Source organism: Ralstonia sp. GX3-BWBA (genome assembly GCF_003290055.1).
In the GTDB taxonomy this organism is placed as follows: domain Bacteria; phylum Pseudomonadota; class Gammaproteobacteria; order Burkholderiales; family Burkholderiaceae; genus Ralstonia; species Ralstonia holmesii.
This window is the reverse complement of sequence record NZ_QMKS01000004.1, coordinates 548,862-561,337: the sequence shown is the minus strand read 5'-3', so window position 1 is coordinate 561,337 and position 12,476 is coordinate 548,862. Positions and strand designations below refer to the sequence as shown.

At 62.6% G+C, this 12,476-nt stretch carries 13 protein-coding genes and 1 tRNA gene; 8 read left to right on the top strand and 6 right to left on the bottom strand.

Going from position 1 to position 12,476, the window contains the following annotated elements:
* Positions 1 to 20: 20 nt before the first annotated feature.
* Positions 21 to 956 carry a transcriptional regulator GcvA gene (gene gcvA / locus DOD19_RS04365; protein ID WP_112184193.1) on the bottom strand — a complete coding sequence of 312 codons (936 nt, stop codon included), beginning with the start codon at positions 954 to 956 and terminating at the stop codon, positions 21 to 23.
* A gap of 148 nt (positions 957 to 1,104) precedes the next feature.
* On the opposite strand from gcvA, the gene DOD19_RS04360 reads away from it, so the two are divergent.
* The gene (locus tag DOD19_RS04360) at positions 1,105 to 1,938 is read left to right on the top strand and encodes a DMT family transporter (RefSeq protein ID WP_112184347.1); all 834 of its coding nucleotides are present in this window, start codon (positions 1,105 to 1,107) and stop codon (positions 1,936 to 1,938) included.
* A 9-nt stretch (positions 1,939 to 1,947) separates the two neighbouring features.
* Here DOD19_RS04360 and greB read toward each other — a convergent pair whose 3' ends face one another.
* Positions 1,948 to 2,511 (bottom strand): transcription elongation factor GreB, encoded by a 564-nt coding sequence (greB, locus tag DOD19_RS04355; protein WP_024975233.1) that lies wholly within the window; start codon positions 2,509 to 2,511, stop codon positions 1,948 to 1,950.
* 115 nt (positions 2,512 to 2,626) lie between these two features.
* Between greB and DOD19_RS04350 the strand changes: the two genes are divergently transcribed.
* A tRNA-Arg gene (locus DOD19_RS04350) sits at positions 2,627 to 2,703 on the top strand.
* Between the two features lie 174 nt (positions 2,704 to 2,877).
* Here DOD19_RS04350 and DOD19_RS04345 read toward each other — a convergent pair.
* On the bottom strand, positions 2,878 to 5,298 hold the full coding sequence (locus DOD19_RS04345) for a bifunctional (p)ppGpp synthetase/guanosine-3',5'-bis(diphosphate) 3'-pyrophosphohydrolase (RefSeq protein ID WP_024975232.1): 2,421 nt from the start codon (positions 5,296 to 5,298) through the stop codon (positions 2,878 to 2,880).
* Here DOD19_RS04345 and DOD19_RS04340 point away from each other — a divergent pair.
* On the top strand, positions 5,297 to 5,512 hold the full coding sequence (locus DOD19_RS04340; protein WP_204360029.1) for a hypothetical protein: 216 nt from the start codon (positions 5,297 to 5,299) through the stop codon (positions 5,510 to 5,512). The two genes, DOD19_RS04345 and DOD19_RS04340, sit on opposite strands and share 2 nt — an antisense overlap.
* 47 nt (positions 5,513 to 5,559) lie before the next feature.
* On the opposite strand, the gene rpoZ is transcribed toward DOD19_RS04340, so the two are convergent.
* The 3 genes from rpoZ to DOD19_RS04325 all read right to left on the bottom strand — a co-directional run bounded on the left by rpoZ (position 5,560) and on the right by DOD19_RS04325 (position 7,523).
* Complete coding sequence (rpoZ, locus tag DOD19_RS04335) at positions 5,560 to 5,763, bottom strand: DNA-directed RNA polymerase subunit omega (protein ID WP_004630929.1); 204 nt, start codon at positions 5,761 to 5,763, stop codon at positions 5,560 to 5,562.
* A gap of 136 nt (positions 5,764 to 5,899) precedes the next feature.
* A complete protein-coding gene (gmk, locus tag DOD19_RS04330; protein ID WP_112184191.1) occupies positions 5,900 to 6,565 on the bottom strand; it encodes a guanylate kinase in 666 nt (221 codons plus the stop codon).
* Between the two features lie 22 nt (positions 6,566 to 6,587).
* Positions 6,588 to 7,523, bottom strand: coding sequence for a YicC/YloC family endoribonuclease (locus tag DOD19_RS04325; protein ID WP_024975229.1), 936 nt, complete (start codon positions 7,521 to 7,523; stop codon positions 6,588 to 6,590).
* Between the two features lie 151 nt (positions 7,524 to 7,674).
* On the opposite strand from DOD19_RS04325, the gene DOD19_RS04320 reads away from it, so the two are divergent.
* From DOD19_RS04320 to hemW, 5 genes are all read left to right on the top strand, one after another.
* Positions 7,675 to 8,700 carry a serine/threonine-protein kinase gene (locus DOD19_RS04320; RefSeq protein ID WP_112184189.1) on the top strand — a complete coding sequence of 342 codons (1,026 nt, stop codon included), beginning with the start codon at positions 7,675 to 7,677 and terminating at the stop codon, positions 8,698 to 8,700.
* Between the two features lie 106 nt (positions 8,701 to 8,806).
* Positions 8,807 to 9,721: a PP2C family serine/threonine-protein phosphatase gene (locus DOD19_RS04315; RefSeq protein WP_024975227.1), complete on the top strand. Its 915-nt coding sequence runs from the start codon at positions 8,807 to 8,809 to the stop codon at positions 9,719 to 9,721.
* Positions 9,722 to 9,815: 94 nt separating this feature from the next.
* Positions 9,816 to 10,532 (top strand): ribonuclease PH, encoded by a 717-nt coding sequence (rph, locus tag DOD19_RS04310; RefSeq protein ID WP_112184187.1) that lies wholly within the window; start codon positions 9,816 to 9,818, stop codon positions 10,530 to 10,532.
* An 11-nt stretch (positions 10,533 to 10,543) separates the two neighbouring features.
* Positions 10,544 to 11,149, top strand: coding sequence for an RdgB/HAM1 family non-canonical purine NTP pyrophosphatase (gene rdgB, locus DOD19_RS04305; RefSeq protein WP_112184343.1), 606 nt, complete (start codon positions 10,544 to 10,546; stop codon positions 11,147 to 11,149).
* Between the two features lie 7 nt (positions 11,150 to 11,156).
* Positions 11,157 to 12,425 (top strand): radical SAM family heme chaperone HemW, encoded by a 1,269-nt coding sequence (hemW, locus tag DOD19_RS04300; RefSeq protein ID WP_112184185.1) that lies wholly within the window; start codon positions 11,157 to 11,159, stop codon positions 12,423 to 12,425.
* Positions 12,426 to 12,476: the final 51 nt, after the last annotated feature.

Here is a 12,476-nt window from a genome sequence, read left to right as displayed (position 1 = left end):
CCGCCGTCGCCTGTAGGGTGTTACGCGGCGTTACCTCCGTTACCGGAGGGCGGAAATGTGTTCACGTTTGCGTGACGTTGCGGTCGTTCCTCGCCCAGCCACGCACAAAACGCCTGCACCACTTCGTCACCAAGATTGCGCGCAGGGCTGTACCAGTAGTAACTGCGTGCGACCAGCGCGAGATTCGGGAACGGAGCCACAAGACGCCCCTCCTCCAGATCATCCGTGATGAGCGCCGATGGTCCCATCGCGACACCCAACCCATCGATGGCGGCTTGAATCGACAGATAGAAATGCTCAAACGTAAGCGCATGCGCGGGCCGCAGATTCGGCACGCCTGCCAGCACCAGCCAGCTTGGCCACACCGAAGGCAGCGTGTCCGAATGCAGCAGCGTGTGATGTCGCAAGTCGGACGGGGCCGACAACGGCAAGCGCTCCAGCAACACCGGGCTGCACACCGGAAAGCGACTCTCGTCTAGAAAGCGTCCTGACTGAAAGCCCGCATGAACCTCCGGCCCGCCGCGAATAATCACGTCGAAATGATCGGGCAAGTCTTCGATCTCTTCGATGGACGTGGTCAGCCGAACCTCCACGCGCGGAAAGCGCATCTGAAACGTCGAGAGCCGAGGAATCAGCCAGCGCATCGTGAACGTCGGGATGCTGTTCACGCGGAGGATGCGCACCGCGTCGCGGTCACGCAGCGCTTGGCTGGCCGTGCTGATGCGGTCAAGCGCCACGCCAATCTCCGCCAAGTAGCGTTGCCCTGCATCGGTCAGTTCCACCCGCCGATTCAGCCTGCGAAACAGCGATACACCGAGCCACGCCTCCAGTGCCTGAATCTGACGGCTAACGGCGCCATGCGTGACGTTCAGTTCTTCGCCCGCACGCGTAAAACTCAGATGGCGCGCCGCCGCTTCAAAGGCGCGCACTGCATTCAGTGGGGGCAGCGTCCGCATATCACGTGAGTTTTTTGCACAGATCGAGTCAGTATATATCGATTGTTGACCACACTTTATGGCGCTACGCTGGCACCTTCTTGCTCTCGCTAACACTGCATCGAGTGAGAAAAATCGACCCGATTCTCACTTCACGCCCATCGTCATCGTGACCCCCGCCGTTATCGCCCTGGTTCTCTGCGCCGCCCTGCTCCATGCCTCATGGAATGCGTTGCTGAAAAGCGGCTCCGACCGCCTGCGCGCCATCACGCTGATGACGCTGGCCTCAGGCGTGGCGGCAATACCGATGGCGATTGCATTGCCATTGCCCTCGCCGGCCGCGTGGCCGTATGTGGCGCTGTCCGCGGTACTGCACGTCGGCTACAACGTGTTTCTTGCGCGCGCGTATCGGTTTGGCGAGTTCGGGCAGGTGTATCCGATTGCGCGCGGATCATCGCCACTGCTGGTAACGATGGGCGCCGCGCTGTTTGCGGGCGAAATGCCGGGTGTGATTGCGCTGGCGGGCGTGGTGCTGGTGAGCGGCGGCATTCTCAGTTTGGCGCGCGGCCGCAAGGCCGACCTTGGCTCGACGCTGGCGGCACTCACCACGGGCGTATTCATCGCGTGCTACACGGTGTGCGATGGTATCGGCGCGCGGGCAGCGGGCAATGCAAACGCGTACTCGGCATGGCTGTTCATGCTCGACAGTCTGCCAATGGTGCTGCTCTATCGCGTGTGGAAAGGCCCGTTGAACATCGATCTGCGCGACGCCACCACACTCAAGACGTTTGGCGGCGGCGTGGTCTCACTCGTCGCATACGGCATCGTCATCTGGGCCGTGACGCTCGCGCCGATGGGCCCCGTGTCGGCCTTGCGCGAAACGTCAGTGGTGTTTGCCGCGCTGCTCGGCCGACTGTTCCTGAAGGAGTCGCTCACAGCGCGGCGTCTGTCAGCCTGCTCGGTGATCGCCTTCGGCGCCTACTGCCTGGGGCATCCGGCCTGAGTACAGCACTCAAGCGGCGCGCGGCGGATATTTGACCTCGAGGATGTCGATCTGCTCGACGCCCGTTGGGGTGCGCAGCGGCACCGTATCGCCCTCGCGCGCTTTGATGAGCGCACGCGCAATCGGCGAGATCCAGCTCACGTGCCCAATATCCAGATCAACCTCGTCCATGCCGACGATGGTGACGGTAGTCTCATCACCACGCTGATTGACGTAGGTGACCGTCGCACCAAAGAAGATCTGATCGTTGTCGCCCTGCAAGCTGGCGTCGACGACCTCGGCCTTCTCGATACGGCGCGTGAGAAAACGGATGCGACGATCGATCTCGCGCAGGCGCTTCTTGCCGTACAGGTAGTCGCCATTCTCAGAGCGATCACCATTGGATGCAGCCCACGACACGATGCCAACCACTTCGGGCCGCTCCGTGTCGATCAGGTGCATCAGCTCGGTGCGCAAGCGCTCGTAGCCCGCCGGCGTGATGTAGTTCTTGGAACCCGGGGGCAAGGGCGCAGCACCCTCGGGCAGATCGTCTTCGTCATCGCCGGAATCTTCCCGGACGAAAGCCTTGTTCATGATGGAAGCCACGGTGGATCAAGGCTCCATTATAGAAAGCTGGCCCCTCTCGAAGAAAAAGTGAAGAAGGGGGTTCACAAGACCGAAAATCTCTGTATAATCTCATTTCTCGGTTGCGGCTGTAGCTCAGTTGGATAGAGTACTTGGCTACGAACCAAGGGGTCGTGGGTTCGAATCCTGCCAGCCGCACCAACCTAATACGAGAACGAAAAGGGCTTCCAGAAATGGAAGCCCTTTTCTTTTGCTCGCTTCGGCTTCGCGTGCAGCGCGATGTCAACATCGCTCGCGTACGTGCGACGAGCGGCCCACAAACAAAAAAAAGGCGAAGCCTTATAGCCTCGCCTTTTTTGTTCTTCGCGCGAAGCGTCAATCTCCCCCGCGATCTCGCGCAATACGAATCACATCCGGGTTGCGCCGCAGCGCGCGCATCACGTCGGCCAAATGCACGCGGTCGTGCACTTGAATCAGGAACGTCATATACGTCGCCTCCTGATGCCCCTCCTGCTCCATCGATACGTGTGCCACGTTGGCGTCGGCCGAGGTCAAGTCCGCCGCTACGCGCGCAAGAATACCCTTCGTATTGCGCACCAGCACCTTGATCGACACGTCGAACGCACGCGTCGTGTGCTCGGCCCACATGACGTCGATCCAGTGCTCCGGATCCTTGCCATGCAGACGCTTGGCCACGCGGCATTCCTGCACGTGGATCTGCAACCCCTCCCCCTTGCCGATGTAGCCGACGATCGGGTCGCCGGGAATCGGACGGCAGCATGACGAGAACACCATCGCCATGCCTTCGTCGCCGCTGACGGTGACGGCGGGGGCCTCTTCGCCAGCAAAGGTGTGTACGGCCGCCATCAACGCCTCATCGCCGTCGTGACCACCTTCTTGCAGAAGGATTTCGAGGCGACGCGCAACCACGGCGGCCACCCGTCGGCCGAGCGCCAGATCCGCAAAGACGTCTTCACGCGCCTTGTTACCCGTCCATTGCACGATGCGCTCCCACACCTGGGCGGACACGGCCTTCATGTCGATGCCGAGCTGACGTAGCGCCTGTTCGAGCAAACGCTCGCCAAGTTGAATCGCCTCGTCCAGCTTGGCCGTCTTGAGGAAGTGCCGGATTGCCGCACGCGCCTTGCCGGTGCGCACGAACGTGAGCCACGCCGGGTTCGGCTTCGAGTACGGCGCCGTCACCACCTCGACGATGTCGCCGTTCTTCAGTTCCGTACGCAGCGGCAGCAGCTCGTTGTTGATCTTGACCGCAACGCACTGGTTACCGAGATCACTGTGCACCGCATAGGCAAAGTCCAGCGCCGTGGCGCCGCGCGGCAGTGCTCGGATCTCGCCCTTGGGCGTGAACACGTAGACCGCATCCGGGAACAGGTCGATCTTGACGTGCTCCAGAAACTCCTGCGAATCCCCCGTCTGGCTTTGAATGTCGAGCAGCGATTGCAGCCACTGATGTGCTTGTTGCTGCGCGCGGTCGGGCTCGTCGTGGTGCTGCTTGTACATCCAGTGCGCGGCCACGCCGGCTTCCGCAATCTGGTTCATCTCGCGCGTGCGGATCTGGAACTCGACCGGCGTACCGAACGGGCCCACCAGCGTCGTGTGCAGCGACTGATAACCGTTGATCTTGGGGATGGCGATGTAATCTTTGAACTTGCCGGGCATCGGCTTGTACAGGCTGTGCAGCGCGCCCATCGTCATGTAGCACTGCATCTGCGTGTCGACCACCACACGGAAGCCATACACGTCCAGCACCTGCGAGAACGACAACTGCTTGTCGTGCATCTTGCGGTAGATGCTGTACAGCGTTTTTTCGCGGCCGGTCATTTCAGCCGGGATGCCCGCGTCTGTCAGCGCACGCTGGGCCGTTTCAAGAATGCGGCTCACGACTTCGCGTCGATTGCCGCGCGCGGCCTTCACCGCCTTCTCGAGCGTGGCGTACCGGAACGGCGAGCCGATGCGGAAGCTCAGTTCCTGCAGCTCACGATATGTCGTGTTGAGGCCCAGGCGGTGCGCGATCGGCGCGTAAATCTCCATCGTCTCGCCGGCAATGCGGCGGCGCTTCTCCGGCGGCACGTGGTCGAGCGTGCGCATGTTGTGCGTGCGGTCGGCGAGCTTGACGAGAATCACGCGCACATCGCGCGCCATCGCGAGCAGCATCTTGCGGAAGCTCTCCGCCTGCGCCTGCTCGCGGCTCTGGAATTCGAGCTTGTCCAGCTTGGTCAGGCCGTCGACCAGTTCTGCGACCTTGGGGCCGAACTTCTCGGCCAGTTCGCTCTTGGTCACGCCCTGGTCTTCGATCACGTCATGCAGCAGCGCCGCCATGATCGACTGCACATCCAGCTTCCAGCCTGCGCAGATCTCTGCCACGGCCACGGGATGCGTGATGTACGGCTCGCCGCTCTGGCGGTACTGCCCGAGGTGCGCCTCATCGGAGAAGTGGAACGCTTCCTTCACCAGCTTGAGATCAGCCGGCTTCAGATACGACAGTTTCTCGGCCAGCCCCGAAATGGAGACGACCTGCTGGCGAGGCGGTGCCGCGGGCTGCGAAGTCGGGCCGAACAGATGCCGATAGGTCTGCTCCAGCACCGCGTCGATGAAAAGGGTGTCGGCGCCCTCGGGCTTGGCCGCCTGCTCAGGTGCCTCGGCACTTGTGACCTTGTGCGATTTTGGCGGCAGGGCTGCCCGCTCCCCTACCAGGTCGGCACCACGCGGATCAGGCAAGTTCGGCGCGCCCGTGCGAGGCGACGCAGGGCCGGAGCCGGAAGCGGAGGACGGCATGGAAACGATGGAAGCGGTGGAAGACCCGGAAGGAACCGTGGAGACGCCCGGCGCAGGACTGGACGACCTTGCGGACGATTCCACCGACGGCACGTTGTGTTCGTGCGTGGCGGAATGTTGGGTCCTGGGCGAAGAAGCGGGCGAGGTAGGCATGCCGGGGTCTAGTGCGTTCGCGGCTTTCACATCCATGAAAGATCGCGAGAACGATCAGTGACCGAGGCAGCGTACCACGCCAGGTAATGCCAGGTAATGCGTGTCAGCTCAGGACGGAACCTTCTTGAGCATCTCGATACCAACCTGGCCGGATGCGATTTCGCGCAATGCGGTCACGGTCGGCTTGTCCTTGGCATCGACCTTGGGCGTGTGGCCCTGCACCAACTGACGGGCGCGGTACGTTGCGGCCAATGCCAGTTCGAAGCGATTCGGAATCTGTTTCAAGCAATCTTCGACGGTAATACGCGCCATGAAAACTCCACCTGGTGGCAAATCTTGTTGATCTCGATATTTTAGCAGCAGCGCAGCACTTCCCTCGGACAGCACGGGGGCGGGGGCGCTACCACACTTTCGCAATCACGCCGAAAAACGCGATTGCGCTGCTTGCTCAGTGAATGCCCAGCTCGACGAACAGCTCACCGTGGCGCGCCTTCTGAGCACCGAAGCGCAGACGCGTGGCCTGCACCACGGTGCGCAGTTCAGCCAATGCGGCATCGAACACTTCGTTGATGATCACGTAGTCGGCTTCGGGTGCGTGCGCCATCTCGGAGCCGGCGGCCAGCAGGCGGCGCACGATCACATTGGGCTCGTCCTGACCGCGCTTCTTCAAACGTTCTTCCAGCGCCGTGAGCGATGGCGGCAGGATGAAGATTTCGACAGCATTGGAAAAGCGCTGGTGCACCTGTTGGGCGCCCTGCCAGTCGATCTCGAGCAGTACGTCGGTGCCAGCACGCATCTGTTCTTCGATCCACACGCGTGAAGTGGCGTAGTAGTTACCGTGCACCTCGGCCCACTCGAGAAATTCGCCGCGATCACGGCAAGCCTTGAACTCCTCGACGGTCATGAAGTTGTATTCGCGGCCGTGCTGCTCGCCCGGACGCGGCTTGCGCGTCGTGGCCGAGACCGACAGGCGGATCGACGAATCCTGCGCCAGCAGCGCATTCACCAGCGTCGACTTACCGGCGCCCGACGGCGCCACGACCATGAACAGGCTGCCCGGAAAATGATTCTCGATGGGCGTATCGACGGCAGAGTGCGCTTGAGAGGATGGCATGTTCTAGTTCTATTGTTTCGAGTTATTCGAGGTTCTGGACCTGCTCGCGCATCTGCTCGATGAGCAGCTTGAGTTCCATCGATGCATCGGCCAGCTCCTTCGCGGCGGCCTTCGAGCCAAGTGTGTTTGCCTCGCGGTTCAGCTCTTGCATCATGAAGTCCAGGCGCTTGCCGATCTGGCCGCCCTTCTCCAGGATGTGGCGCGTCTCACGCAGGTGCGCTTGCAGGCGCGAGAGTTCTTCGGCGATGTCGATGCGGATGCCGTAGACGGTGGCTTCCTGGCGGATGCGCTCTGTCAGCTCATCGCGCGTCAGCGCCGGCGTGCCTTCCGGTGCGGCCAGGCCAAACGCCTCGCGCAGCCGTTCGGTCAGCTTGTCCTGATGCTGCTGGATCAGGACCGGCACCATCGGCGTGAGTTTGTCGACGATGGCCAGCATCGCGTCAGCACGGTCGAGCAGCACGGCCTTGAGCGCATCGCCTTCGCGACGGCGCGATTCCAGAAGTTGCTTGAGCGCCTCTTTGGCAGCCTCGATCACGGCATCGCGCAGCGCGTCTTGCGTCAGTTGGGGCTCGGCCAGGACGCCAGGCCAGCGCAGGATTTCGCCCATGCGCAGCGAACCCGATGCCGGCAGGTGGCGCGTGACCGCCTGCTCCAGCTTGGCAAGTTGTTGCAGCAGGTCCACATTGAGCGCCGCGACATCACTGGCGGCTTCCTGCCGCTGCAGGTTGATTCGGCATTCCAGCTTGCCGCGCGACAGTGCGCTCATCAGCATTTCGCGCAGGGCCGGCTCGAAGGCGCGGCACTCTTCCGGCGCCCGGAACAGCAGATCGAGAAAGCGCGAGTTGACGGTGCGGAACTCGACCGAAACAGTAGCGACGCTCCCGCTGGGTGCGCCATGGGCATCGGTAAAGGCTGCCTGGCGTGTGGCAACGCCGTAGCCGGTCATGCTGTAGATCATGGAATCGTGGTGTGTTGTGCTTGGTCGAATCAGGAAATCCGGCGGCGGTTATTTAACGCCCGGAATTGGCGGGGAATCCCCCACCTTTTGTCGCTTTACAACGTGTGGACTGGTCAGGGAGAATCCGACAGCCATTTCGCCACACAAACCCATGACAGAGTCAAAAGGCTCAGGACAGCCACGCAGTGCCCCGTTGCCGGTTGGTACCTTGCTGTCCAATTATCGTATTGTAAAGAAGTTGGCCAGCGGGGGGTTCAGCTTCGTCTATCTTGCGACCGACGAACATGGCACGCCGGTGGCCGTGAAGGAATATTTGCCGTCTTCGCTGGCGCGTCGTGCGCCGGGCGAATTGATTCCTGTAGTGCCAGAAGAAAGCGGGAGCGCATTCCGCCTCGGGCTCAAATACTTCTTTGAAGAAGGCCGGTCGCTGGCCAAGATTTCCCACCCTGCCATCGTGCGCGTGCTCAATTTCTTCCGGGAAAACGGCACCGTCTACATGGTGATGACGTATGAGCAGGGTAAAACGCTGCAGGAGCACATCCTCACCGCGCGTCAGCAAGGCAAGCTGAAGATGCTGCGCGAGCGCTTCATTCGCCAGGTCTTCCATGACCTGATGAGTGGGCTGCGTGAAGTCCACATCCACAAGCTGCTGCACCTCGACATCAAGCCCGGCAACATTTACCTGCGCGAAGACTTTTCGCCGATCCTGCTTGATTTTGGCGCGGCGCGGCAGACGCTCACCGCAGAGGCCTCGCGCTTCCAGCCGATGTACACGCCGGGCTTTGCCGCGCCTGAGCTGTACCGCAAGCACAACGAGCTGGGACCGTGGACGGACATCTACAGCATCGGCGCCACCATCTATGCCTGCATGGCCGGCACGCCGCCTCAGGAAGCCACGCAGCGTGAGAAAGACGACAAGCTGGAAGAGAGCCTGGAGCGCTTGCGCAAGGTCTATACGGCCAGCCTGATCGATCTGGTTGGCTGGTGCCTGAAGATGAAGCCGGAAGAGCGCCCGCAAAGCGTGTTCCGCCTGCAAAAGGTACTGCGTGAAGAAAGCAACGCGCTGACCGAGTTGCAGGCGCTGACCGCCGTCACCCAAGGTGGCCCGGTACCAGAAGAAAAAGAGGCGTTGACAACACGTTTCATGAGCCGCCTGTTGCGCCGCCGGGACAGTTGACAGCCGGGTCGCCGCCGATAGGCGGAGTATGATTTCAAAATGGTGCAGCACCAGGCGGGACTCGCCGCTGCACCGCATCCCATCACCGAATACTCATCTAGCCGCAATGCGATTCTCGGTTTATCAGGAAAGCAAAAAAGGCGCGCGACGCGTCAACCAGGACCGCATGGGCTACTGCTTCACGCGTGATGCCATGCTGATGGTGTTGTGCGATGGCCTGGGCGGGCATTCCCTGGGCGAAGTTGCAGCCCAGCAGGCGCTGCAGACCATGGCGCGCCAGTTCCAGCGCCACGCACGTCCGTCGATCCGCAATCCGCGTGATTTCCTGCACGAGAGCATCATGCTCGCGCACCGCGACATTCACCGCTATGCAGAGACGAACGGCCTGCCCGATGCGCCACGCACGACCATCGTCTGCGCGCTCGCCCAGCGCGGCTCGCTTCACTGGGCGCACGCTGGCGATTCGCGCATGTATCTGATGCGCAAGGGCGAACTGGTGACGCGCACGCGCGATCACTCCAAGATCGAAAACCTGCTGCAACAAGACCGTGTGCTGCCAATGCAGGTGGCGCACCACCCCGAGCGCAACAAGATCTACAACTGCCTGGGCTCGCCCAATCTGCCGCTGATCGACATCGGCGGGCCGGTCAACCTGGAGCCGGGCGACGTTGCCATGCTGTGCTCTGACGGTCTGTGGGGCAGCGTGGAGGAAGACGAACTGGTCGATACCTGCACCAGCTTCTCGGTCACGCAGGCGATTCCCGAGCTGATTGCCCGGGCGCTGCGCAATGCCGGCGACACCGCAGACAACACCACCGCCATCTCCATGATGTGGGAGCTGGACGCCGTGACCACCTCGCAGGATTCGGTGCAGACCGATACCCTCCCGCTGAACGCCTTCACCACGTCCATCCTGGACGCGCCGCAAGGCGAATCAGGGCTGATGTCGGAAGAGGAAATCGAGCGCTCCATCGCGGAAATCCGCGCCGCCATCGACAAGACCAGCAATCTGACGCGCTAAACGCCGTCGCGCAGTCCTTATCCGGCCCGCCCTGCCGAGCGCAGCGCGGGCCGGTATCATGTCGGGCTATCCGTTTTCTTCAGCGAGACCCCACATGCGACCCAGCGGCCGCCAGCCCGATCAACTCCGTCACGTCACCCTCACCCGCAACTTCACGCGCCACGCCGAAGGCTCGGTGCTGGTCTGCTTTGGCGACACGCAAGTGCTCTGCACGGCCAGCGTGCTGCCCAAGGTGCCGCCCCACAAGAAAGGCAGCGGCGAGGGCTGGGTGACTGCCGAATACGGCATGCTGCCGCGCTCGACCCACACGCGCTCCGACCGCGAGGCCGCACGCGGCAAGCAGACCGGCCGTACGCAGGAGATCCAGCGCCTGATCGGCCGCGCGATGCGCTCGGTGTTCGATCTGCGCGCGCTGGGCGAGCACACACTGCATCTCGACTGCGACGTGCTGCAGGCTGATGGCGGCACGCGCACGGCCAGCATTACCGGCGCGTTCGTCGCGGCATATGACGCCGTCTCTGTCATGCGCAAAAAGGGCCTGCTGGTGGGCAACCCTGTTCGCGACTTCGTCGCCGCCGTATCGGTGGGCGTGGTCGATGGCGTACCTGTGCTCGACCTGGACTACCCTGAAGACTCCGCCTGCGATACCGACATGAACGTCGTCATGACCGGCAGCGGTGGCTTTGTGGAAGTGCAAGGCACTGCGGAAGGCACGCCGTTCTCGCGCTCCGAAATGGATGCACTACTGAACCTGGCCGACCAAGGCATCCGCACGCTGATCGGCCTGCAGAAGCAGGCGCTGGGTTTGTGACCGGCACTGCCATGCGCAAAATCGTTCTCGCATCGAACAACGCGGGCAAGCTGGTCGAATTCAACGCGCTGCTAGGCACCCTCGGGTTCGACGTGACGCCGCAAGGCGCGCTCGGCATTGCCGAGGCGGAAGAACCCTATGCGACGTTCGTTGAAAACGCGCTCACCAAGGCGCGCCACGCGAGCCGCGCGTCCGGCCTGCCTGCGCTGGCAGACGACTCCGGCATCTGCGTGCATGCGCTGGGCGGCGCGCCGGGCGTGTATTCCGCGCGCTATGCGCAATTGGTGGGTGGGCCGAAATCGGATGCCGCCAACAACGCCCGCCTCGTCCGCGAACTGGCCGGCAAGGCCAATCGCGGCGCACACTATGTTTGTGTGCTCGTCTACGTGCGCCATGCAGATGACCCGCAGCCGATCATTGCCGAAGGTAACTGGTTTGGCGAGGTGATCGACACACCGCGCGGCGACAGCGGCTTCGGCTACGACCCGTATTTCCTGCTGCCGGATCTCGGCAAGACCGCCGCCGAGCTGACCAAGGCCGAGAAGAACAGCGTGAGCCATCGCGCACAAGCCCTCGCGCAGCTTGTCGAACGGCTGCGCACCTTTGAAAACGCCTGACGTTCCGATGATCCCGATTCACCCCGCCGGCGCAGCCAAGGCGCCCTCCGCAACTGCCGCTGAGACCGGTGACAAGGTCACCTCCGTCTTCCTGCAGCCGGGCAAGATCAGCCTGCCGGCTTCGCCGCCGCTGTCCTTGTACGTGCACGTGCCGTGGTGCGTACGCAAGTGCCCGTACTGCGATTTCAACTCGCATGCAGAGCCGGAACGGGGCATCCCGGAAGAGCGCTTTCTGGCTGCCGTGCGGCAGGATTTGGAGGCCGCGCTGCCGATGGTGTGGGGCCGGCATGTGCACACGATCTTCATCGGTGGCGGCACGCCCAGCTTGTTGTCGGCGCAAGGGCTGGACCGTCTGCTGTCGGACATCCGCATGCTGCTGCCGGTCGACGCCGACGCCGAAATCACGATGGAAGCCAACCCGGGCACGTTTGAGGCAGAACGCTTCCGCAGCTACCGCGCCAGCGGCGTGAACCGCCTGTCGATCGGCGTCCAGAGCTTCAACGACGCACACCTGCAGGCGCTTGGCCGCATCCACAGTGCCGCAGAAGCGCGCACCGCAATCGACATCGCCCGCGCGCATTTCGACAACATCAACCTGGACTTGATGTTCGCCCTGCCGGGTCAGACACTCGCCGAATGCGAGGCCGATGTGGAGGCCGCGCTGTCGTTCGATACGAACCACGTGTCGCTGTACCACCTGACGCTGGAGCCCAACACGTACTTCGCCAAGTACCCGCCCGCGCTGCCGGATGACGACACGGCGTTTGCGATGCAGGACTGGATTCACGCGCGGCTGGCTGCGGCGGGCTACGAGCATTACGAGGTATCGGCGTATGCCAAGGCGGGCAAGCGCTGCAAGCACAACCTGAACTACTGGCAATTCGGCGATTACCTCGGCATCGGCCCAGGCGCGCACGGCAAGCTGAGCTTTCCGCACCGGGTCATCCGCGAGATGCGACACAAGCATCCGGACACGTATCTGCGTCAGGCCGAGACGGCCGGCGGCGCGGCGGTGATGCAGGAGCAGCGCGAAGTCGACGCCGCTGACCTGCCGTTCGAATTCATGCTCAACGCGCTGCGACTGACGGACGGTTTCCCGGTCACGCTGTTCCAGGAACGCACGGGCCTGCCGCTGCGCTCGATCGAGCGTGAACTCGATACCGCCGAGCAGCGCGGCCTGCTGAAACGCGACCATGTCGCCATCCGCCCGACCGAGCTGGGCCAGCGATTCCTCAATGATTTGCAGGAATTGTTCTTGGCTGACGACGAAAACTGACGGTAACCGGTGCCAAGTTGCGCCAGGTGCCGTTACAATGGCGCCCTTGCT

Excerpts from the sequence above, each read along its gene's own strand:
- gcvA (WP_112184193.1), bottom strand. The coding sequence starts at position 956 with ATGCGGACGCTGCCCCCACTGAATGCAGTGCGCGCCTTTGAAGCGGCG.
- greB (WP_024975233.1), bottom strand. The coding sequence starts at position 2,511 with ATGAACAAGGCTTTCGTCCGGGAAGATTCCGGCGATGACGAAGACGAT.
- DOD19_RS04340 (WP_204360029.1), top strand. The coding sequence starts at position 5,297 with ATGGAAACGATGGAAGCGGTGGAAGACCCGGAAGGAACCGTGGAGACG.
- DOD19_RS04345 (WP_024975232.1), bottom strand. The coding sequence starts at position 5,298 with ATGCCGTCCTCCGCTTCCGGCTCCGGCCCTGCGTCGCCTCGCACGGGC.
- rpoZ (WP_004630929.1), bottom strand. The coding sequence starts at position 5,763 with ATGGCGCGTATTACCGTCGAAGATTGCTTGAAACAGATTCCGAATCGC.
- gmk (WP_112184191.1), bottom strand. The coding sequence starts at position 6,565 with ATGCCATCCTCTCAAGCGCACTCTGCCGTCGATACGCCCATCGAGAAT.
- DOD19_RS04325 (WP_024975229.1), bottom strand. The coding sequence starts at position 7,523 with ATGATCTACAGCATGACCGGCTACGGCGTTGCCACACGCCAGGCAGCC.
- DOD19_RS04320 (WP_112184189.1), top strand. The coding sequence starts at position 7,675 with ATGACAGAGTCAAAAGGCTCAGGACAGCCACGCAGTGCCCCGTTGCCG.
- DOD19_RS04315 (WP_024975227.1), top strand. The coding sequence starts at position 8,807 with ATGCGATTCTCGGTTTATCAGGAAAGCAAAAAAGGCGCGCGACGCGTC.
- rph (WP_112184187.1), top strand. The coding sequence starts at position 9,816 with ATGCGACCCAGCGGCCGCCAGCCCGATCAACTCCGTCACGTCACCCTC.
- rdgB (WP_112184343.1), top strand. The coding sequence starts at position 10,544 with ATGCGCAAAATCGTTCTCGCATCGAACAACGCGGGCAAGCTGGTCGAA.
- hemW (WP_112184185.1), top strand. The coding sequence starts at position 11,157 with ATGATCCCGATTCACCCCGCCGGCGCAGCCAAGGCGCCCTCCGCAACT.